Source organism: Anoxybacillus gonensis (genome assembly GCF_001187595.1).
Classification (GTDB): Bacteria; Bacillota; Bacilli; order Bacillales; family Anoxybacillaceae; genus Anoxybacillus; species Anoxybacillus gonensis.
The window spans coordinates 100717-120592 of sequence record NZ_CP012152.1; the positions used below are offsets into that span (position 1 = coordinate 100717).

Annotated in this window: 20 protein-coding genes and 1 other annotated feature; all 20 genes read left to right on the forward strand. The window is 42.5% G+C overall.

Features of this window, described 5'->3' with window-relative positions; genetic code table 11:
- Position 1: 1 nt before the first annotated feature.
- The 20 genes from rlmB to rplC all read left to right on the forward strand — a co-directional run bounded on the left by rlmB (position 2) and on the right by rplC (position 19855).
- The gene (gene rlmB / locus AFK25_RS00510; protein WP_009361479.1) at positions 2 to 739 is read left to right on the forward strand and encodes a 23S rRNA (guanosine(2251)-2'-O)-methyltransferase RlmB; all 738 of its coding nucleotides are present in this window, start codon (positions 2 to 4) and stop codon (positions 737 to 739) included.
- Between the two features lies 1 nt (position 740).
- On the forward strand, positions 741 to 1250 hold the full coding sequence (locus tag AFK25_RS00515; protein WP_009361480.1) for an NYN domain-containing protein: 510 nt from the start codon (positions 741 to 743) through the stop codon (positions 1248 to 1250).
- 67 nt (positions 1251 to 1317) lie between these two features.
- Positions 1318 to 1968 (forward strand): RNA polymerase sporulation sigma factor SigH, encoded by a 651-nt coding sequence (gene sigH, locus AFK25_RS00520; RefSeq protein WP_009361481.1) that lies wholly within the window; start codon positions 1318 to 1320, stop codon positions 1966 to 1968.
- A gap of 63 nt (positions 1969 to 2031) precedes the next feature.
- Complete coding sequence (rpmG, locus tag AFK25_RS00525) at positions 2032 to 2181, forward strand: 50S ribosomal protein L33 (RefSeq protein ID WP_019418666.1); 150 nt, start codon at positions 2032 to 2034, stop codon at positions 2179 to 2181.
- Positions 2182 to 2212: 31 nt separating this feature from the next.
- Positions 2213 to 2395: a preprotein translocase subunit SecE gene (gene secE, locus AFK25_RS00530; protein ID WP_006322671.1), complete on the forward strand. Its 183-nt coding sequence runs from the start codon at positions 2213 to 2215 to the stop codon at positions 2393 to 2395.
- Between the two features lie 118 nt (positions 2396 to 2513).
- Complete coding sequence (gene nusG, locus AFK25_RS00535) at positions 2514 to 3047, forward strand: transcription termination/antitermination protein NusG (protein WP_019418665.1); 534 nt, start codon at positions 2514 to 2516, stop codon at positions 3045 to 3047.
- 151 nt (positions 3048 to 3198) lie between these two features.
- Entirely contained in the window at positions 3199 to 3624 is a 426-nt protein-coding gene (gene rplK / locus AFK25_RS00540; protein WP_003397643.1) for a 50S ribosomal protein L11, read from the forward strand.
- 104 nt (positions 3625 to 3728) lie between these two features.
- Complete coding sequence (gene rplA, locus AFK25_RS00545; RefSeq protein WP_009361482.1) at positions 3729 to 4430, forward strand: 50S ribosomal protein L1; 702 nt, start codon at positions 3729 to 3731, stop codon at positions 4428 to 4430.
- Positions 4431 to 4481: 51 nt separating this feature from the next.
- Positions 4482 to 4627 (forward strand) — a sequence feature (ribosomal protein L10 leader region).
- 42 nt (positions 4628 to 4669) lie between these two features.
- Positions 4670 to 5170, forward strand: a complete 501-nt coding sequence (gene rplJ, locus AFK25_RS00550) for a 50S ribosomal protein L10 (protein ID WP_009361483.1) — start codon at positions 4670 to 4672, stop codon at positions 5168 to 5170.
- A 45-nt stretch (positions 5171 to 5215) separates the two neighbouring features.
- Positions 5216 to 5581, forward strand: a complete 366-nt coding sequence (gene rplL / locus AFK25_RS00555; protein ID WP_003397647.1) for a 50S ribosomal protein L7/L12 — start codon at positions 5216 to 5218, stop codon at positions 5579 to 5581.
- A gap of 87 nt (positions 5582 to 5668) precedes the next feature.
- The gene (locus tag AFK25_RS00560) at positions 5669 to 6268 is read left to right on the forward strand and encodes a class I SAM-dependent methyltransferase (protein ID WP_009361484.1); all 600 of its coding nucleotides are present in this window, start codon (positions 5669 to 5671) and stop codon (positions 6266 to 6268) included.
- A gap of 207 nt (positions 6269 to 6475) precedes the next feature.
- A complete protein-coding gene (gene rpoB / locus AFK25_RS00565; RefSeq protein WP_009361485.1) occupies positions 6476 to 10036 on the forward strand; it encodes a DNA-directed RNA polymerase subunit beta in 3561 nt (1186 codons plus the stop codon).
- A 49-nt stretch (positions 10037 to 10085) separates the two neighbouring features.
- On the forward strand, positions 10086 to 13685 hold the full coding sequence (rpoC, locus tag AFK25_RS00570) for a DNA-directed RNA polymerase subunit beta' (protein ID WP_019418661.1): 3600 nt from the start codon (positions 10086 to 10088) through the stop codon (positions 13683 to 13685).
- A gap of 125 nt (positions 13686 to 13810) precedes the next feature.
- Positions 13811 to 14059, forward strand: a complete 249-nt coding sequence (locus AFK25_RS00575) for a 50S ribosomal protein L7ae-like protein (protein WP_035066577.1) — start codon at positions 13811 to 13813, stop codon at positions 14057 to 14059.
- 102 nt (positions 14060 to 14161) lie between these two features.
- Positions 14162 to 14584, forward strand: coding sequence for a 30S ribosomal protein S12 (rpsL, locus tag AFK25_RS00580; RefSeq protein ID WP_003397652.1), 423 nt, complete (start codon positions 14162 to 14164; stop codon positions 14582 to 14584).
- A 44-nt stretch (positions 14585 to 14628) separates the two neighbouring features.
- Positions 14629 to 15099: a 30S ribosomal protein S7 gene (rpsG, locus tag AFK25_RS00585; protein ID WP_004888658.1), complete on the forward strand. Its 471-nt coding sequence runs from the start codon at positions 14629 to 14631 to the stop codon at positions 15097 to 15099.
- Between the two features lie 134 nt (positions 15100 to 15233).
- Positions 15234 to 17312 (forward strand): elongation factor G, encoded by a 2079-nt coding sequence (gene fusA / locus AFK25_RS00590; protein ID WP_035066575.1) that lies wholly within the window; start codon positions 15234 to 15236, stop codon positions 17310 to 17312.
- 119 nt (positions 17313 to 17431) lie between these two features.
- Entirely contained in the window at positions 17432 to 18619 is a 1188-nt protein-coding gene (gene tuf / locus AFK25_RS00595) for an elongation factor Tu (protein WP_035066573.1), read from the forward strand.
- Between the two features lie 277 nt (positions 18620 to 18896).
- Positions 18897 to 19205: a 30S ribosomal protein S10 gene (gene rpsJ, locus AFK25_RS00600; protein ID WP_009361489.1), complete on the forward strand. Its 309-nt coding sequence runs from the start codon at positions 18897 to 18899 to the stop codon at positions 19203 to 19205.
- Between the two features lie 23 nt (positions 19206 to 19228).
- Positions 19229 to 19855 carry a 50S ribosomal protein L3 gene (rplC, locus tag AFK25_RS00605; protein WP_009361490.1) on the forward strand — a complete coding sequence of 209 codons (627 nt, stop codon included), beginning with the start codon at positions 19229 to 19231 and terminating at the stop codon, positions 19853 to 19855.
- Positions 19856 to 19876: the final 21 nt, after the last annotated feature.

The following is a 19876-nucleotide window of genomic DNA, read 5'->3' on the forward strand; positions in this document are numbered from 1 at the left end:
CATGGATCTCATTATCGGTAAAAACCCGGTATTGGAAGCATTAAAATCCGGACGCGAGATGAATAAAATATGGATTGCTGAAGGTTCGCAACGCGGTCAAATGCAGCCGATTATCCAGCTTGCTAAAGAGATGGGGATTACGGTACAATACGTTCCTAAAAAAAAGATGGACCAGTTAAGCGAAGGAAATCATCAAGGGGTCATTGCGCAAGTTGCCGCATATCGATACTACGACATAGATGATTTGTTTAAAAAAGCGGAAGAACGTGGAGAGGCACCATTTTTTATCATTCTAGACGAACTCGAAGATCCGCACAATTTAGGATCCATTATGCGAACGGCTGATGCAGTAGGTGCTCATGGCATTATTATTCCGAAGCGTCGTTCGGTCGGTTTGACCGCAACCGTCGCAAAAGCGTCAACGGGTGCGATTGAACATGTTCCTGTTGCGCGTGTCACGAATTTAGCGCGAACGGTAGATGAGTTGAAAGATCGAGGAGTTTGGATTTTCGGAACGGATGCAAAAGGAAATGAAGATTATCGCCAACTAGATGGGGTCATTCCGTTAGCGTTAGTCATTGGTAGTGAAGGAAAAGGAATGAGCCGTTTATTACGCGAGAAGTGCGATGTGCTCGTTCGCTTGCCGATGGTTGGACATGTTACATCGTTAAATGCTTCCGTTGCGGCTAGCTTGTTAATGTATGAGGTGTATCGAAAACGTCATCCATTAGGTGAGTAAGATGGATATTTTAATCGTTGATGGCTACAACATCATCGGTGCTTGGCCGGAATTGCGAGAACTACGCGATGCAGATTTAGCTTTGGCGCGCGATCGACTTGTCGAGAGAATGGCGGAGTATCAAGCATTTACCGGCTGTAAAGTGATTATTGTTTTTGACGCACACCTCGTACAAGGAACAACAAAAAAATATGTCGATCATCAAGTAGAAGTCATTTTTACAAAAGAAAATGAAACAGCAGATGAACATATTGAGAAATTGGCGAAGTCGCTCCAAAAAGTTCGGACGAAAGTATACGTGGCTACATCAGATTATACAGAACAATGGGCGATTTTTGGTCAAGGGGCGTTGCGCAAATCAGCACGAGAGCTACTCATTGAGGTGGATGCGGTGCAGCGAAATATTTCAAGCAACGTCAAGCATATTCAACAAAAAAAGCCGATGTCAAAAATTCCTCTGACGGATGAAGTCGCAAAAATTTTCGAAAAATGGCGAAGAGGGGAAAAATGAACGATTGACCCTGTAAAAAAATGTACTGTATAATACTTTTATCCATGTGCAGGGCGGGGGGATCGGCGTGAGCGCAAATGCAAATGAAAAACAACAAAGCCGTTATGAACAACTAGAAGATGAAACGATTGTAGAACTTGTGCATCAAGGTGATAGTGAGGCACTTGATTATTTAATTCATAAGTACAAAAATTTTGTCCGAGCGAAAGCACGTTCATATTTTTTAGTCGGTGCAGATCGCGAAGATATTGTACAAGAAGGAATGATCGGATTATATAAAGCGATCCGAGATTTTAAAGAAGATAAGCAGTCGTCGTTTAAGGCGTTTGCCGAGCTGTGCATTACGAGACAAATGATTACAGCGATAAAAATGGCTACGCGCCAAAAACATATTCCGCTTAATTGCTATGTTTCATTGGACAAGCCGATTTACGAAGATGATTCTGCCCGTACATTAATGGACGTTCTTTCGGGAACGAAAATAACAAATCCTGAAGAGTTAATCATTAATCGCGAAGAGTTCGATCATATTGAAGAAAAAATGACTGAACTGCTTAGCGATTTAGAACGGAAAGTGCTCCTTCTTTATTTGGAAGGTCGATCATATCAAGAAATTTCTGAAGAACTCAATCGCCATGTGAAATCGATTGACAACGCATTGCAACGCGTAAAACGTAAACTCGAAAAGTATGTAGAAATTCAAGGGATTCGTTTATAATATTGACATAAAAAAATATTGTGTGATACAGTTTTTAAGACGTAGTATATCGGAGGAAAACGTATGCGCAAAAAAGTAATTTTAGCGTGCAGCCAATGTTTAAACAGAAATTATTCAACGATGAAAAATATGGCGCAACACCATGAACGACTCGAAATAAAGAAGTTTTGCAAAACATGCAATGCGCATACGATTCACCGTGAAACGAAGTAGTTGATGATCCCGAGACGTTGGAGGGTTTTATATGCAACGAGTAACGAAATTTTTCCGCGAAGTTGTTCGCGAAATGAAAAAAGTCAGCTGGCCGAAACGAAAAGAACTAGTGAATTATACGATTACTGTTTTAGCGACAGTTGCATTTTTCACTGTATTTTTTGCAGTTGTTGATTTAGGAATTTCAGAGTTAGTTCGTTTTATACTTGAATAGCACTAGTATATCCATGGTATAATGAAAGATAACAAACAGAAATAAAGCCCGGTAACGGGTTTTTATTTTGCCTAAAAAAGATTTGTTTAGGGAGGGAAGGACGGTATCGTCCCAGCTAATGGAAAAGAATTGGTATGTTATTCATACGTATTCAGGTTATGAGAATAAAGTAAAAACGAACTTAGAAAAGCGCGTTGAGTCAATGGGCATGCAAGATAAAATCTTTCGTGTCGTCGTGCCTGAAGAAGAAGAAACAGATACAAAGGGCGGCAAAAAGAAAGTTGTTAAAAAGAAAGTATTCCCGGGCTATGTGCTTGTAGAAATGATTATGACGGACGATTCTTGGTACGTTGTCCGCAATACGCCAGGGGTAACAGGATTCGTTGGTTCAGCTGGCGCTGGATCAAAACCGACCCCGCTTCTCGAAGAAGAAGTTTCGGCAATTTTAAAACGAATGGGTGTCGATTTAATTGAGTTGGATTTTGATTTTGAATTAAATGAAGCGGTTCGCATTAAAGAAGGTCCGTTTGCGAATTTTGTTGGAACGATTCAAGAAATTGAGATCGATAAGCAAAAAGTAACCGTGCTCGTTGACATGTTCGGACGTGAAACGCCGGTAGAACTTGACTTTTCGCAAATCGAAAAAATATAATAGTAAACAACTTGCAAATAGGAAAGAAAAGTGATAATATTTTAAGGTCAGTATGTCTCAATCATTGAGACGAATGCGATGATTGTTTTCATATATGGAGTGGGAGGGAACATCCCTAATACCACATCACGGACTTAAGGAGGTGTGTCTCGTGGCTAAAAAAGTAATTAAAGTTGTCAAATTGCAAATTCCTGCAGGGAAAGCGAATCCAGCACCACCAGTCGGTCCAGCATTAGGTCAAGCTGGTGTTAACATCATGGGATTCTGTAAAGAATTCAACGCTCGTACAGCTGATCAAGCAGGTTTAATTATTCCTGTTGAAATTACGGTATATGAAGACCGTTCATTTACATTTATTACGAAAACTCCACCTGCTGCTGTATTACTTAAGAAAGCGGCTGGTATCGAGTCTGGTTCTGGTGAGCCAAACCGTAATAAAGTGGCAACAGTAAAGCGCGACAAAGTGCGCGAGATTGCTGAAACAAAAATGCCAGACTTAAACGCGGCGAGCATTGAAGCAGCTATGCGCATGATCGAAGGAACAGCGCGCAGCATGGGTATCGTCATCGAAGACTAATGAAGATCTGGCTAGAGAAGGTTGCGGAAGCGAACTATATAGTTTTCGCAACCTTTATTCGTGGGAGGTCTTTCCGTTAAAACCACAAAAGGAGGAAATAAAAAATGCCAAAAAGAGGAAAACGCTACTTAGAGGCAGCGAAATTAATTGATCGCTCAAAAGCATATAATGTGCAAGAAGCAATTGAATTAGTGAAAAAGACGAATGTTGCAAAATTTGACGCAACAGTAGAAGTTGCTTTCCGTTTAGGAGTTGATCCGAAGAAAGCAGACCAACAAATCCGTGGAGCGGTTGTATTGCCACACGGCACAGGTAAAGTTCGTCGTGTGCTAGTGCTTGCGAAAGGTGAAAAAGCGAAAGAAGCTGAAGCAGCTGGCGCAGACTATGTTGGCGATACAGATTACATCAACAAAATTCAACAAGGTTGGTTTGAGTTTGATGTCATCGTCGCAACTCCTGATATGATGGGTGAAGTTGGTAAGATCGGTCGTATTTTAGGACCAAAAGGATTAATGCCAAACCCTAAAACAGGAACAGTTACATTTGATGTGGCGAAAGCAGTCAACGAAATTAAAGCTGGTAAAGTAGAATATCGCGTTGACAAAGCTGGAAACATCCATGTGCCAATCGGTAAAGTGTCATTTGATACAGAAAAATTAGTAGAAAACTTCACAACAATTTACGAAACAATCTTGAAAGTGAAGCCAGCAGCGGCGAAGGGCACATACGTGAAAAACGTAACAGTTGCTTCGACAATGGGTCCTGGCGTGAAAGTGGATCCTTCTACTGTTGCTGTTGCGCGCTAATATAGATCTTGACTTTTTAGAAACGCTTTAGTACAATATTCATTGTTTGAAAAGCGAATATCATTTGTACCGTAGACAGTAGGTGCCTCAAGCAGGCTTAATTTCCTACCGAGGTGTTGAAACTGATAAATAAGTGCATACGTGCACTTTCAGGGGCCTCCATGTCTACGTTGACATGGAGGTTTTTCATTGGACGGTATAAGTGGTGTTGAAACTCAACTTCTACAGGAGGTGTTGACATGAGCAGCGTACTTGAACAAAAGCAGCAGTTAGTAGCGGAGATTGCTGAAAAGCTTCGTGCGAGCAAATCAACGATCATCGTTGATTACCGTGGCTTAAATGTCGCGCAAGTTACAGAACTTCGTAAGCAACTTCGCGAAGCAGGGATCGAGTTCAAAGTGTACAAAAACACATTAACTCGCCGTGCTGTTGCTGAGTTAGGTTTAGAAGGTTTAGATGAAACGTTAACAGGTCCGAATGCGATCGCATTCAGCAATGATGATGTCGTTGCTCCTGCGAAAATTTTAAACGAATTCGCGAAAAAGAACGACGCGTTAAAAATTAAAGCAGGTATCATCGAAGGTAACGTAGCGACATTTGAAGAAGTTAAGGCGCTTGCAGAGCTTCCATCTCGCGAAGGCTTGCTCTCTATGTTGCTTAGCGTTCTTCAAGCACCAATCCGCAACTTTGCTCTTGTTACAAAAGCAGTTGCTGAGAAAAAAGAAGAACAAGGTGCTTAATTTCCAAATTGCCTAAAATTAAAACATTAAGGAGGAAGATCGATCATGACTAAAGAACAAATCATTGAAGCGGTTAAAAATATGACTGTTTTAGAATTAAACGACTTAGTAAAAGCAATTGAAGAAGAATTTGGTGTAACTGCTGCTGCTCCTGTAGTAGTTGCTGGCGGTGCTGCTGCTGGTGCTGCTGCTGAAGAAAAAACTGAATTTGACGTTATCCTTGCAGATGGCGGCGCACAAAAAATCAAAGTTATCAAAGTTGTGCGTGAACTTACTGGTCTTGGCTTAAAAGAAGCAAAAGACTTAGTAGACAACACTCCAAAGCCAGTTAAAGAAGGCGTTTCTAAAGAAGAAGCTGAAGAAATCAAAGCGAAACTTGAAGAAGCTGGCGCGAAAGTTGAAATTAAGTAATGATGTAAAGAGGCTCGCTCGTAGTAGCGAGCTTCTTTGTGTTTTTATGTGCGTTCGTTTACAATGAAGGAAAGAGAGGTGAAAACGATGGGTGATCACTACTATACTGAACGGCCGACTGTAGAAAGTAAGCCGTTTCAATGGACGTATATGTTGCGGGGTCATCAGTTTTTGTTTACGGTCGATCAAGGTGTATTTTCAAAAAAAGAAGTGGACTTCGGTTCGCGATTGCTAATTGAAACATTTGTTGAACCGAATGTGTCAGGAAATATTCTCGATGTAGGTTGTGGATACGGACCGATCGGTTTGGCGTTAGCAAAAGATTTTCCGCATCGAACGGTGCATATGATTGATGTAAATGAGCGAGCAATCGAACTAGCGAAGAAAAACAAGCAGCAAAACGATATTGAAAATGCGCGAATTTACATAAGTGATTTATTTCAGCGAGTAGAAGGAACGTTTGCTGCAATTGTGACAAACCCGCCGATTCGTGCTGGAAAAGCAGTCGTTCATTCCATTTTTGAACAAAGTGCAAACTACTTGCTTTCTGGCGGACAGTTATGGGTTGTCATTCAAAAGAAGCAAGGGGCTCCATCTGCATTAGAAAAGTTAAAAACGATTTTTGATGAAGTTGATGTTGTGGAAAAGAAAAAAGGTTACTTTATTATTCGAGCACAAAAAGCTTGACGCTCAATTTTGTGTATGGTACCATTATAAAATGCTAAATGTGTATTTTTTTTAGTTTACGTATGCTGTGTATGTATGTATAATTTTAGTTTTAAAGGAAAAACTTATAAAATATATAATAGGTCAAACATGTGGTTTTCTTATAAGAAACCATTTCTTTTTTGTCTGATGACAAGTTATTAATGTTTGATTTGAGGGGTGAATCAGTTGACAGGTCAACTAGTTCAATACGGACGACACCGCCAACGAAGAAGTTATGCGCGCATTAGTGAAGTGTTGGAGTTACCGAACTTAATCGAAATTCAAACTTCTTCTTACCAGTGGTTTCTCGACGAAGGATTGCGTGAAATGTTCCAAGATATTTCACCGATCGAAGATTTTACAGGAAATTTGTCACTAGAATTTATTGATTACAGCTTAGGAGAGCCGAAGTACTCTGTAGAAGAGTCAAAAGAACGCGATGTTACATACGCAGCACCGCTTCGGGTGAAAGTACGCCTAATCAATAAAGAAACAGGTGAAGTAAAAGAGCAAGATGTATTTATGGGAGACTTCCCATTAATGACAGAAACGGGTACGTTCATTATTAATGGTGCTGAACGTGTTATCGTTTCTCAGCTTGTTCGTTCACCGAGCGTTTATTACAGCGGAAAAGTAGATAAAAACGGAAAACGTGGCTTTACAGCTACTGTTATTCCGAACCGCGGTGCATGGCTTGAATACGAAACAGATGCAAAAGACGTTGTTTACGTTCGCATTGATCGTACGCGTAAGTTGCCTGTAACCGTGTTATTACGAGCGTTAGGTTTTGGCTCGGACCAAGAGATTGTCGATTTACTTGGTGATAATGAGTATATTCGTAATACGTTAGAAAAAGACAATACAGAAAGTACAGAAAAAGCGTTGCTTGAAATTTATGAACGGTTACGTCCAGGGGAGCCGCCTACCGTTGAAAACGCAAAAAGCTTGCTTATCTCTCGTTTCTTCGATCCAAAACGATATGATTTAGCAAGTGTTGGTCGTTATAAAATTAACAAAAAGCTCCATATTAAAAACCGTTTATTTGGTCAACGTTTAGCGGAAACGCTCGTTCATCCGGAAACGGGTGAAGTGATTGCTGAGAAAGGAACCGTTCTTGATCGAAGAACGCTCGACCGCATTTTACCTGAGCTTGAAAAAGGAATTGGTATGCGCAAATACCAACCGCTTGGGGGCGTTGTCGAAGATGAATTTGCTTTGCAAGCAATCAAAATTTATGCTCCAAACGATCCAGATGGCGAAAAAGTCATCACGGTCATTAGTAATGGATATATTCCAGAAACGGTAAAACATATTACACCTGCAGATATTATTGCATCTATTAGCTACTTCTTTAACTTATTGCATGGAGTCGGTGATACAGACGATATCGACCATTTAGGAAATCGTCGACTTCGTTCTGTTGGCGAGTTGCTGCAAAATCAATTCCGAATCGGACTTTCGCGCATGGAGCGCGTTGTTCGTGAACGGATGTCCATTCAAGATACAAACACAATTACACCACAGCAACTCATTAATATTCGCCCAGTCATTGCGGCTATTAAAGAGTTTTTCGGAAGCTCGCAGTTATCGCAATTCATGGACCAAACAAACCCACTTGCAGAATTGACACATAAACGTCGTCTTTCTGCCCTTGGTCCAGGTGGTTTAACGCGTGAACGCGCAGGCTTTGAAGTGCGTGACGTTCACTACTCGCACTATGGACGCATGTGTCCGATCGAAACGCCAGAAGGTCCGAACATCGGATTAATTAACTCGCTTTCCACATATGCGAAAGTGAATAAATTTGGTTTTATTGAAACTCCTTATCGCCGAGTCGATCCTGAAACAGGGAAAGTAACGAATCAAATTGACTATTTAACGGCGGATGAGGAAGATAATTACGTCGTTGCCCAAGCGAACGTTCCGATTGCGGAAGATGGAACATTTTTAGAAGAAAACGTTGTTGCTCGCTTCCGTGGTGAAAATATCGTTGTTAAGCGCGATCGTGTGGATTATGTAGACGTTTCTCCAAAACAAGTTGTGTCGGTAGCGACAGCGTGCATTCCGTTTTTAGAAAACGATGACTCGAACCGTGCGCTTATGGGTGCGAACATGCAACGTCAAGCTGTTCCGCTTATGCAGCCGGAGGCGCCAATCGTTGGTACAGGAATGGAGTATGTCGCAGCAAAAGATTCTGGAGCAGCGGTTATTTGTAAACATCGCGGAATCGTTGAGCGAGTTGAAGCGAAAGAAATTTGGGTACGCCGTTTAATCGAAGTCGATGGAAAAGAAGTCAAAGGTGACTTAGATAAATATCGTCTGTTGAAGTTTGTTCGTTCAAACCAAGGAACGTGCTACAACCAACGCCCGATTGTTAAAGCAGGAGATATCGTGGAGAAGGGTGAGATTTTAGCTGACGGTCCATCGATGGAAAAAGGTGAATTAGCGCTTGGTCGCAACGTGCTTGTTGCGTTTATGACATGGGATGGATACAACTACGAAGACGCGATTATTATGAGCGAGCGTCTCGTTAAAGACGATGTATATACGTCTATTCATATTGAGGAATACGAATCTGAAGCGCGCGATACGAAGCTCGGTCCAGAAGAAATTACGCGCGATATTCCAAACGTCGGTGAAGATGCGCTTCGCAATCTAGATGAACGCGGAATTGTACGCATCGGTGCAGAAGTAAAAGATGGCGACTTGCTCGTTGGAAAAGTAACACCAAAAGGGGTTACGGAATTAACAGCTGAAGAACGGTTACTTCATGCGATTTTCGGAGAGAAGGCGCGTGAAGTTCGAGATACGTCTTTACGCGTACCGCACGGTGGAGGCGGAATCGTTCTTGATGTTAAAGTGTTTACTCGCGAAGATGGCGATGAGTTGCCACCGGGCGTGAATCAGCTTGTTCGTGTGTACATTGTACAAAAACGGAAAATTTCTGAAGGTGACAAAATGGCAGGTCGCCACGGAAATAAAGGTGTTATTTCGCGCATTTTACCTGAAGAAGATATGCCGTTTTTACCAGATGGTACACCGGTTGATATCATGTTAAACCCGCTAGGCGTACCTTCGCGTATGAATATCGGGCAAGTACTCGAATTGCATCTCGGAATGGCGGCGAGAAAGCTAGGCCTTCATGTCGCTTCACCTGTATTTGACGGTGCTCGCGAAGAAGATGTATGGGCAACGTTAGAAGAGGCAGGAATGGCGCGCGATGCGAAAACAGTTTTATATGACGGACGGACAGGAGAGCCGTTTGATAATCGTGTTTCTGTCGGTATTATGTATATGATTAAGCTCGCGCACATGGTTGACGATAAGTTACATGCTCGCTCGACAGGTCCATATTCACTTGTTACGCAACAACCGCTCGGTGGAAAAGCGCAGTTTGGTGGTCAGCGTTTCGGTGAGATGGAAGTATGGGCGCTTGAGGCATACGGTGCAGCTTACACGTTGCAAGAAATTTTAACTGTCAAATCAGACGACGTCGTTGGTCGTGTGAAAACGTACGAAGCGATCGTGAAAGGTGAAAACGTTCCAGAACCAGGCGTTCCTGAATCTTTCAAAGTATTAATTAAAGAGCTACAAAGCTTAGGTATGGACGTAACAGTATTATCAAGCGATGAAAAAGAAATTAGCATGGAAAACTTCGGGGAAGATGATGACGTGCAACCAGTTGACATCATCCCACCTACAGATGAGTCAGCCAAAGAAGATGAAGGTGTTGTTGTAAAAGAATAGCGTTTGGACATAAGGGTAAAACCTGGATATTAAAAGGGAGGTAGGCCCCTTGTTAGATGTAAATAAGTTTGAATATATGAAGATCGGACTCGCTTCACCCGAGAAAATTCGTTCTTGGTCGTATGGTGAAGTTAAAAAACCAGAAACGATTAACTATCGAACATTAAAACCTGAAAAAGATGGTCTGTTTTGCGAACGCATTTTTGGTCCGACAAAAGACTGGGAATGTCATTGCGGAAAATATAAGCGCGTTCGTTATAAAGGTGTCGTTTGTGACCGATGCGGTGTTGAAGTGACACGTGCAAAAGTTCGCCGTGAGCGCATGGGTCATATTGAACTAGCAGCCCCTGTTTCACATATTTGGTACTTTAAAGGAATTCCTAGCCGCATGGGACTTGTCTTAGACATGTCCCCTCGTGCGCTAGAAGAAGTCATTTACTTTGCATCTTACGTCGTGACCGATCCAGGCGATACGCCATTAGAAAAGAAACAATTGCTTTCTGAAAAAGAGTATCGTGCATATCGCGAGAAGTACGGAAATTCATTCCAAGCTTCAATGGGTGCAGAGGCAATTAAAAAACTGTTACAAGATATCGATCTTGAAAAAGAAGTAGAGACGTTAAAAGAAGAGCTAAAAACAGCACAAGGACAACGTCGTGCTCGCACGATTAAACGTCTCGAAGTGCTCGAAGCGTTCCGTAACTCTGGTAACGACCCATCGTGGATGGTGTTAGATGTGCTTCCGGTTATTCCGCCGGAGTTGCGCCCGATGGTACAGTTAGATGGCGGACGTTTTGCGACATCTGACTTAAACGACTTATATCGTCGAGTCATTAACCGGAACAACCGTTTAAAGCGTCTATTAGACCTTGGAGCGCCGAACATTATTGTTCAAAACGAAAAACGAATGCTTCAAGAAGCGGTTGATGCGCTAATTGATAACGGTCGTCGTGGCCGCCCGGTCACAGGGCCAGGAAACCGTCCGCTTAAATCGCTTTCTCATATGTTAAAAGGAAAGCAAGGTCGTTTCCGTCAAAACTTGCTCGGTAAGCGCGTTGACTATTCTGGTCGTTCGGTAATCGTTGTCGGCCCGAACTTAAAAATGTATCAATGCGGCTTGCCAAAAGAAATGGCGCTTGAATTGTTTAAGCCGTTTGTTATGAAAGAATTAGTAGAACGTGGCTTAGCGCACAACATTAAAAGCGCGAAGCGGAAAATTGAGCGCGTTCACCCAGAAGTTTGGGATGTTTTAGAGTCTGTCATTAAAGAACATCCAGTGCTATTAAACCGTGCACCAACGCTTCACCGTCTTGGTATTCAAGCGTTTGAGCCGACGCTTGTAGAAGGTCGTGCAATCCGCTTGCATCCGCTTGTATGTACTGCTTATAACGCAGACTTTGACGGCGACCAAATGGCTGTGCACGTACCGCTTTCGGCAGAGGCACAAGCTGAGGCACGTCTACTTATGCTTGCGGCGCAAAATATTTTAAACCCGAAAGACGGAAAACCAGTTGTTACTCCTTCGCAAGACATGGTTTTAGGAAACTACTATTTAACGATGGAACGTGAAGGTGCAGTCGGCGAAGGAATGGTGTTTAAAGATACGGATGAGGCGTTGCTGGCTTACCATAACGGTTATGTTCATCTGCATACACGTATTGCGGTTCATGCAGGTTCGCTGAAAAACGAAACGTTTACAGAAGAACAAAATAATAAGTTGCTTGTAACGACTGTCGGAAAGTTAATCTTCAATGAAATTTTGCCGAAGTCATTCCCATATATTAATGAACCGACGCAAGAAAACATTGAAGAACGAACACCAGATAAATATTTCCTTGATAAAGGTGTGAACGTGAAAGAAGAAATTCGCAAACGCGAACTCGTTCCGCCGTTTAAGAAGAAAATTCTTGGTAACATCATTGCGGAAGTATTTAAACGTTTCAAAATTACAGAAACGTCTAAAATGCTTGACCGTATGAAAGATCTTGGCTTTAAATACTCAACAAAAGCAGGTATCACCATCGGTGTAGCTGATATTGTCGTCTTGCCGGAAAAACAAGAAATTTTAGAAGAAGCGCAAGCGAAAGTTGATACGGTATTAAAACAATTTAGACGCGGTTTAATTACGGATGAAGAGCGTTATGAACGTGTCATTTCGATTTGGAGTGCGGCAAAAGATAAAATTCAAGGCCGCTTAATGGAGTCGCTTGATAAGCGAAATCCAATTTTCATGATGAGTGACTCGGGAGCCCGCGGTAACGCATCGAACTTTACGCAGCTTGCAGGTATGCGCGGATTAATGGCGAACCCAGCAGGGCGTATTATCGAGCTTCCAATTAAATCTTCGTTCCGTGAAGGATTAACGGTACTTGAGTACTTTATTTCGACTCACGGGGCGCGTAAAGGTCTTGCCGATACGGCGTTAAAAACCGCTGACTCTGGTTATTTAACACGTCGTCTCGTTGACGTTGCACAAGATGTCATTATTCGTGAAGACGATTGCGGCACAGACCGCGGTACGTTAATTCGTGCGTTAAAAGACGGTACAGAAGTGATTGTGAAACTTGAAGAGCGTCTCGTTGGACGTTACGCACGCAAAACGGTGAAACATCCGGAAACAGGCGAAGTGCTTGTGCGTGAAAACGAAATGATTACAGAAGATATCGCAAATGCTATTGTAAAAGCTGGCATTGAAGAAGTGTGGATTCGTTCGGCATTTACATGTAACACACGTCATGGTGTATGTAAAAAATGTTACGGACGCAACTTAGCAACTGGTGCGGAAGTTGAAGTTGGTGAAGCGGTTGGTATTATCGCGGCACAATCGATCGGTGAGCCAGGTACACAGCTGACAATGCGTACGTTCCATACAGGTGGGGTAGCAGGAGACGATATTACACAAGGTTTACCGCGCGTACAAGAATTGTTTGAGGCGCGTAATCCGAAAGGGCAAGCGGTCATTTCAGAAATTGATGGCGTTGTTGTGGCTATTAATGAAACGCGTGATCGTCAACGTGAGCTCGTCATTCAAGGCGAAGTCGAGACACGTACGTATACAGCCCCTTATAGCGCACGTCTCAAAGTACAAGAAGGACAGAAAGTTGAACGTGGTCAAGAACTAACAGAAGGTTCGATCGACCCGAAAGAACTATTGAGAGTCAAAGATATGAATGCTGTTCAAGAGTACTTGTTGCGTGAAGTGCAAAAAGTATACCGCATGCAAGGGGTAGAAATTAGCGATAAACATATCGAAGTTATGGTTCGCCAAATGCTTCGAAAAGTTCGCGTCATTGACGCAGGCGATACGGACTTATTACCTGGAACGTTGCTCGATATTCATCAATTTACGGATGCAAATGCGAAAGTGTTGATGGAAGGGAAACGTCCGGCAACAGCTCGCCCAGTATTACTCGGAATTACAAAAGCGTCGCTTGAAACAGACTCGTTCTTGTCTGCAGCATCATTCCAAGAAACGACACGCGTCTTAACAGATGCAGCGATCAAAGGAAAACGCGACGAATTGCTTGGATTAAAAGAAAACGTCATTATTGGTAAACTTGTGCCGGCAGGAACAGGAATGGCACGCTATCGCAAAGTAAAACCAGTTATTAAAACGAAAAAAGATGAAGATGCTGTTACAACAAAATAATGCTCAACCTATTGCTAGCAAATGACGCTAGCAATAGGTTGAAAAAATATAGTTGACACAGCTCTTAGAAAGTGATAGCATAATAAAGGTGTTCCGAAAACCTGTCACTTTGGAGGATATGTTACATGTCTTATGAAAAAGTCGCACAGGCTAAACAAATTATTGTAGGAACAAAACAAACAGTACGAGCTCTGAAAGATGGAAAGGTACATGAACTTGTGATCGCAGAAGATGCGGATAAAGCGATCATTGACAAAGTGATGGAAGCTGCGAATATAGCGAATGTGCCTGTTTATAAAGTGGACTCGATGAAAAAGCTCGGGAAAGCATGCAAAATCGATGTAGGAGCAGCGGCTGTTGCGATCATTCGTTAAAAACTGTTTTTGTGGGTTTACTACAAAAACTTTGTTTTTGCATAAAAATGAGCCACCTGGATGTGTGGGCTTGAATTTAATTGTGAAGGGAGGAAATTTACCATGCCTACAATTAACCAGCTTGTACGCAAAGGTCGTACAAAAAAAGTAGTGAAATCTAAATCACCTGCGTTAAATAAAGGGTATAACAGCTTCAAAAAAGTTCAAACAACTGTTTACTCTCCGCAAAAACGTGGAGTATGTACACGTGTAGGTACAATGACACCAAAGAAGCCAAACTCTGCGCTTCGTAAATATGCCCGTGTACGTTTATCTAACGGTATCGAGGTAACTGCTTACATCCCAGGTATCGGTCATAACTTACAAGAACACAGCGTTGTATTAATTCGCGGTGGACGTGTAAAAGACTTACCAGGGGTACGTTACCACATCGTTCGCGGTGCTTTAGATACTGCAGGTGTAGCGAACCGTATGCAAGGTCGTTCAAAATACGGTGCGAAAAAACCAAAAGCAGCTAAGAAATAACATGTATCATTTTTCGCTGATTTTTACTGAAAGGAGGAAAAACTATGCCACGTAAAGGTCCGGTTCCTAAACGAGATGTGTTACCAGATCCAATTTACAATTCAAAGCTAGTTACACGTTTAATCAATAAAATCATGATTGACGGTAAAAAAGGTAAAGCGCAAAAAATTCTTTACACAGCGTTCGATATCATTCGTGAGCGCACAGGTAAAGATCCAATGGAAGTGTTTGAGCAAGCGTTGAAAAACGTTATGCCAGTTCTTGAAGTTCGCGCGCGCCGTGTTGGTGGTGCAAACTATCAAGTTCCTGTTGAGGTGCGCCCAGAGCGCCGTACAACATTAGGTCTTCGTTGGCTCGTTAACTACGCTCGTCTTCGTGGAGAAAAAACGATGGAAGAGCGTTTAGCGAACGAAATCATGGATGCTGCAAACAACACAGGTGCAGCTGTGAAGAAACGCGAAGATACACACAAAATGGCAGAAGCAAACAAAGCGTTTGCACACTATCGTTGGTAATTATTTCGTTAAATTAAGAATAGGTGAGAGCGATGCGGTTGAAAATAAAAAAGCATGCCCATCGCTCATTCGCCTATATTCCTATATGCAAATAAAATTACGATACTTCATTTAAGGAAGGAGAAAAAATCCATATGGCAAGACAGTTCTCCTTGGAAAACACTCGCAATATTGGAATTATGGCCCATATTGACGCCGGTAAAACAACAACGACAGAGCGTATCCTTTTCTACACAGGGCGCGTTCATAAAATCGGTGAAGTTCATGAGGGCGCAGCAACGATGGACTGGATGGAGCAAGAACAAGAACGCGGAATTACAATTACATCTGCGGCGACAACTGCTCAATGGAAAGGCCATCGTATTAACATCATCGATACACCTGGACACGTCGACTTCACGGTAGAAGTTGAGCGTTCATTGCGTGTATTAGACGGTGCAGTCGCGGTATTAGACGCACAATCAGGCGTAGAGCCGCAAACAGAAACAGTATGGCGCCAAGCGACTACATACGGCGTTCCACGTATCGTTTTCGTTAACAAAATGGACAAGATTGGCGCAGATTTCTTATACTCTGTTAAAACGCTTCATGATCGTTTACAAGCGAATGCGCACCCTGTTCAATTACCGATTGGAGCAGAAGATCAATTCACAGGTATCATCGACCTTGTTGAAATGTGCGCATATCATTATCACGATGAATTAGGAAAAAATATCGAGCGCATCGAGATTCCTGAAGACTATCGTGATATGGCAGAAGAATATCGCGGTAAGTTAATCGAAGCGGTTGCAGAACTTGATGAAGAATTAATGATGAAGTATTTAGAAGGGGAAGAAATTACGAAAGAAGAATTAAAAGCTGCCATTCGTAAAGCGACAGTTTCTGTTCAATTCTTCCCTGTATTCTGTGGTTCTGCATTCAAAAACAAAGGTGTTCAATTAATGCTTGACGGAGTTGTTGACTACTTACCATCTCCAGTCGACATTCCTGCGATCAAAGGAACTGTTCCTGATACAGAAGAAGAAACAGTTCGTGAAGCGCGTGACGATGCTCCATTTGCAGCGTTAGCGTTCAAAATTATGACAGACCCTTACGTTGGTAAGTTGACGTTCTTCCGTGTATACTCAGGTACATTAAACTCTGGTTCTTACGTGTTGAACTCAACAAAACGTAAGCGTGAACGTATCGGTCGTATTCTACAAATGCACGCAAACCACCGCGAAGAGATTGCACAAGTTTATGCGGGTGACATTGCGGCAGCTGTAGGTTTAAAAGATACAACAACTGGTGATACTTTGTGTGATGAAAAAGACCCAGTAATCTTGGAGTCTATGCAATTCCCAGAACCAGTTATTCAAATCGCGATCGAACCGAAGTCAAAAGCTGACCAAGACAAGATGAGCACAGCGTTACAAAAACTTCAAGAAGAAGACCCAACATTCCGTGCGTGGACAGACCAAGAAACAGGTCAAACAATCATCGCAGGTATGGGTGAGCTTCACCTTGATATTATCGTTGACCGTATGCGTCGCGAATTCAAAGTCGAAGCAAACGTTGGTGCTCCGCAAGTTGCGTACCGTGAAACATTCCGTAAGTCTGCACAAGTTGAAGGTAAATTTGTGCGCCAGTCTGGTGGTCGTGGTCAATACGGTCACGTTTGGATCGAGTTCTCGCCAAACGAAGAAGGAAAAGGCTTCGAATTCGAAAATGCGATCGTCGGTGGGGTTGTTCCGAAAGAATACATCCCTGCAATCCAAGCAGGTCTTGAAGATGCGATGCAAAACGGTGTCCTTGCTGGATATCCAGTTGTCGACATTAAAGCGAAGCTATTCGACGGTTCTTACCACGATGTTGACTCAAGCGAAATGGCGTTCAAAATCGCTGCTTCAATGGCGTTGAAAAACGCAGCAGCAAAATGTGACCCTGTATTGCTTGAGCCAATCATGAAAGTAGAAGTCATCGTCCCTGAAGAATATTTAGGTGACATCATGGGTGACATCACTTCTCGTCGCGGTCGCGTGGAAGGTATGGAAGCTCGCGGTAACGCACAAGTTGTTCGCGCGATGGTTCCACTTTCTGAAATGTTTGGATACGCAACTTCATTGCGTTCAAATACACAAGGTCGCGGAACGTTCACAATGGTATTTGACCATTATGAAGAAGTTCCGAAGAGCATTGCTGAGGAAATCATCAAAAAAAATAAAGGTGAATAATTGATTTTCTAGCATTGTTCAAGTATAAATACTTATGTAAGACTTGGAAGTGGACGTGCTGTGCACTTTCACTTCCGAGCATTCTATACTTATAAAAAAACACTAAGGAGGATATTATAATGGCTAAAGCGAAATTCGAACGCACGAAACCACACGTCAACATTGGTACAATCGGCCACGTTGACCACGGTAAAACAACTTTAACAGCTGCAATCACAACAGTTCTTGCGAAACAAGGTAAAGCAGAAGCACGCGCGTATGATCAAATCGACGCTGCTCCAGAAGAGCGCGAGCGCGGAATTACAATCTCAACTGCACACGTTGAGTATGAAACTGACAACCGTCACTATGCACACGTTGACTGCCCAGGTCACGCTGACTACGTGAAAAACATGATCACAGGTGCTGCGCAAATGGACGGCGCGATCCTTGTTGTATCTGCTGCTGACGGTCCAATGCCACAAACTCGTGAGCACATTCTTCTTTCTCGCCAAGTAGGCGTACCTTACATCGTTGTATTCTTAAACAAATGTGACATGGTAGACGACGAAGAGCTTTTAGAGCTTGTTGAAATGGAAGTTCGCGATCTATTATCTGAATACGACTTCCCTGGAGACGAAGTTCCTGTAATTAAAGGTTCTGCGTTAAAAGCACTTGAGGGAGATCCGGCTTGGGAAGAAAAAATCATCGAACTTATGAACGCTGTTGATGAGTACATCCCAACTCCACAACGCGAAATCGACAAACCATTCATGATGCCAGTTGAGGACGTATTCTCAATCACTGGTCGTGGTACAGTTGCTACAGGTCGCGTTGAGCGCGGTATCTTAAAAGTTGGTGACCAAGTAGAAATCATCGGTCTTTCTGAAGAGCCAAAAGCAACAACTGTTACAGGTGTTGAAATGTTCCGTAAGCTTCTTGACCAAGCTGAAGCTGGTGACAACATCGGTGCGCTTCTTCGTGGTGTTTCTCGTGAGGAAGTACAACGCGGTCAAGTATTAGCGAAACCAGGAACAATCACTCCACACACAAAATTTAAAGCACAAGTTTACGTATTAACAAAAGAAGAAGGTGGACGTCATACTCCATTCTTCTCTAACTACCGTCCACAATTCTACTTCCGTACAACGGACGTAACAGGTATCATCCAACTTCCAGAAGGCGTTGAGATGGTTATGCCTGGCGACAACATCGAAATGACAGTAGAATTAATCGCTCCAATCGCGATCGAAGAAGGTACAAAATTCTCGATCCGCGAAGGTGGACGTACAGTAGGTGCAGGTTCTGTATCTGAAATCATCGAGTAATGGATGAAAGTGGTCTAGCTTATCGCTAGACCACTTATTTTTTTGTTCCATTGAAAATCAGTTGTGAAATATGTATAATGGGGAAGGCAGTTTGTTGAGAAAAGAAATAAAAAGCTTGCATTGGTCATGAAATTTATATATAATAATAAACGTTGGTCTTTGACTGCGATGAAGTGGAAGGTTGCTGACACACCCGGCCGCTTTGCCATGGCGAGTGTGAAGGAAATTTCCATGGAGAATGTCTATTTTGAAAATAGGCGAAGAAGGAGGGAAAATAATGGCAAAAGAAAAAATTCGTATTCGTTTAAAAGCGTATGATCATCGAATTCTTGATCAATCTGCTGAAAAAATTGTGGAAACTGCAAAGCGTTCAGGCGCAACTGTATCTGGACCGATTCCGTTACCAACTGAAAGAACGGTGTACACGATCTTACGTGCGGTTCATAAATACAAAGATTCTCGTGAACAGTTCGAAATGCGCACACATAAACGCTTAATTGACATCGTCAATCCGACTCCGCAAACAGTAGATTCTTTAATGCGTTTAGACTTACCGTCTGGTGTCGATATTGAAATCAAGTTGTAATTGCGATATAGGAGGTGTGAAAGATGAAAGGAATCTTAGGAAGAAAAATCGGCATGACTCAAGTGTTCGCTGAAAACGGAGATCTTATTCCTGTAACGGTCATTCAAGCTACTCCAAACGTAGTTCTTCAAAAGAAAACAGTTGAAAACGACGGTTACGAAGCGATTCAATTAGGTTTCGAAGATTTGCGTGAGAAGTTAGCGAACAAGCCTCAAAAAGGTCATGCTGCGAAGGCAAACACCACACCTAAGCGCTTCATTCGTGAAATTCGTGGTGTGAATCTTGCAGAATATGAAGTAGGTCAAGAAGTGAAAGTGGACATTTTCAACGAAGGTGAAATCGTTGACGTAACAGGTACGTCAAAAGGTAAAGGTTTCCAAGGTGTAATTAAGCGCCATGGACAATCTCGTGGACCAATGGCTCACGGTTCTCGTTACCATCGTCGTCCTGGTTCAATGGGTCCAATCGCTCCAAACCGTGTATTTAAATCAAAAGAACTTCCAGGTCGCATGGGTGGCGAGCGTGTAACAGTACAAAACTTAAAAGTTGTGAAAGTAGATCCAGAACGCAACTTAATCTTAATTAAAGGAAACGTACCAGGTCCAAACAAAGGGCTTGTTATTATTAAAAGCGCGGTTAAAGCGAAATAATTTCTTTAAGAAAGGAGGAAA

Excerpts from the sequence above, each read along its gene's own strand:
- AFK25_RS00515 (WP_009361480.1), top strand. The coding sequence starts at position 741 with ATGGATATTTTAATCGTTGATGGCTACAACATCATCGGTGCTTGGCCG.
- rplJ (WP_009361483.1), top strand. The coding sequence starts at position 4,670 with ATGAGCAGCGTACTTGAACAAAAGCAGCAGTTAGTAGCGGAGATTGCT.
- rpsL (WP_003397652.1), top strand. The coding sequence starts at position 14,162 with ATGCCTACAATTAACCAGCTTGTACGCAAAGGTCGTACAAAAAAAGTA.
- rplA (WP_009361482.1), top strand. The coding sequence starts at position 3,729 with ATGCCAAAAAGAGGAAAACGCTACTTAGAGGCAGCGAAATTAATTGAT.
- AFK25_RS00560 (WP_009361484.1), top strand. The coding sequence starts at position 5,669 with ATGGGTGATCACTACTATACTGAACGGCCGACTGTAGAAAGTAAGCCG.
- fusA (WP_035066575.1), top strand. The coding sequence starts at position 15,234 with ATGGCAAGACAGTTCTCCTTGGAAAACACTCGCAATATTGGAATTATG.
- rlmB (WP_009361479.1), top strand. The coding sequence starts at position 2 with ATGGATCTCATTATCGGTAAAAACCCGGTATTGGAAGCATTAAAATCC.
- rpsG (WP_004888658.1), top strand. The coding sequence starts at position 14,629 with ATGCCACGTAAAGGTCCGGTTCCTAAACGAGATGTGTTACCAGATCCA.
- rplL (WP_003397647.1), top strand. The coding sequence starts at position 5,216 with ATGACTAAAGAACAAATCATTGAAGCGGTTAAAAATATGACTGTTTTA.
- nusG (WP_019418665.1), top strand. The coding sequence starts at position 2,514 with ATGGAAAAGAATTGGTATGTTATTCATACGTATTCAGGTTATGAGAAT.
- rpsJ (WP_009361489.1), top strand. The coding sequence starts at position 18,897 with ATGGCAAAAGAAAAAATTCGTATTCGTTTAAAAGCGTATGATCATCGA.
- rpmG (WP_019418666.1), top strand. The coding sequence starts at position 2,032 with ATGCGCAAAAAAGTAATTTTAGCGTGCAGCCAATGTTTAAACAGAAAT.
- rplC (WP_009361490.1), top strand. The coding sequence starts at position 19,229 with ATGAAAGGAATCTTAGGAAGAAAAATCGGCATGACTCAAGTGTTCGCT.
- tuf (WP_035066573.1), top strand. The coding sequence starts at position 17,432 with ATGGCTAAAGCGAAATTCGAACGCACGAAACCACACGTCAACATTGGT.
- AFK25_RS00575 (WP_035066577.1), top strand. The coding sequence starts at position 13,811 with ATGTCTTATGAAAAAGTCGCACAGGCTAAACAAATTATTGTAGGAACA.
- secE (WP_006322671.1), top strand. The coding sequence starts at position 2,213 with ATGCAACGAGTAACGAAATTTTTCCGCGAAGTTGTTCGCGAAATGAAA.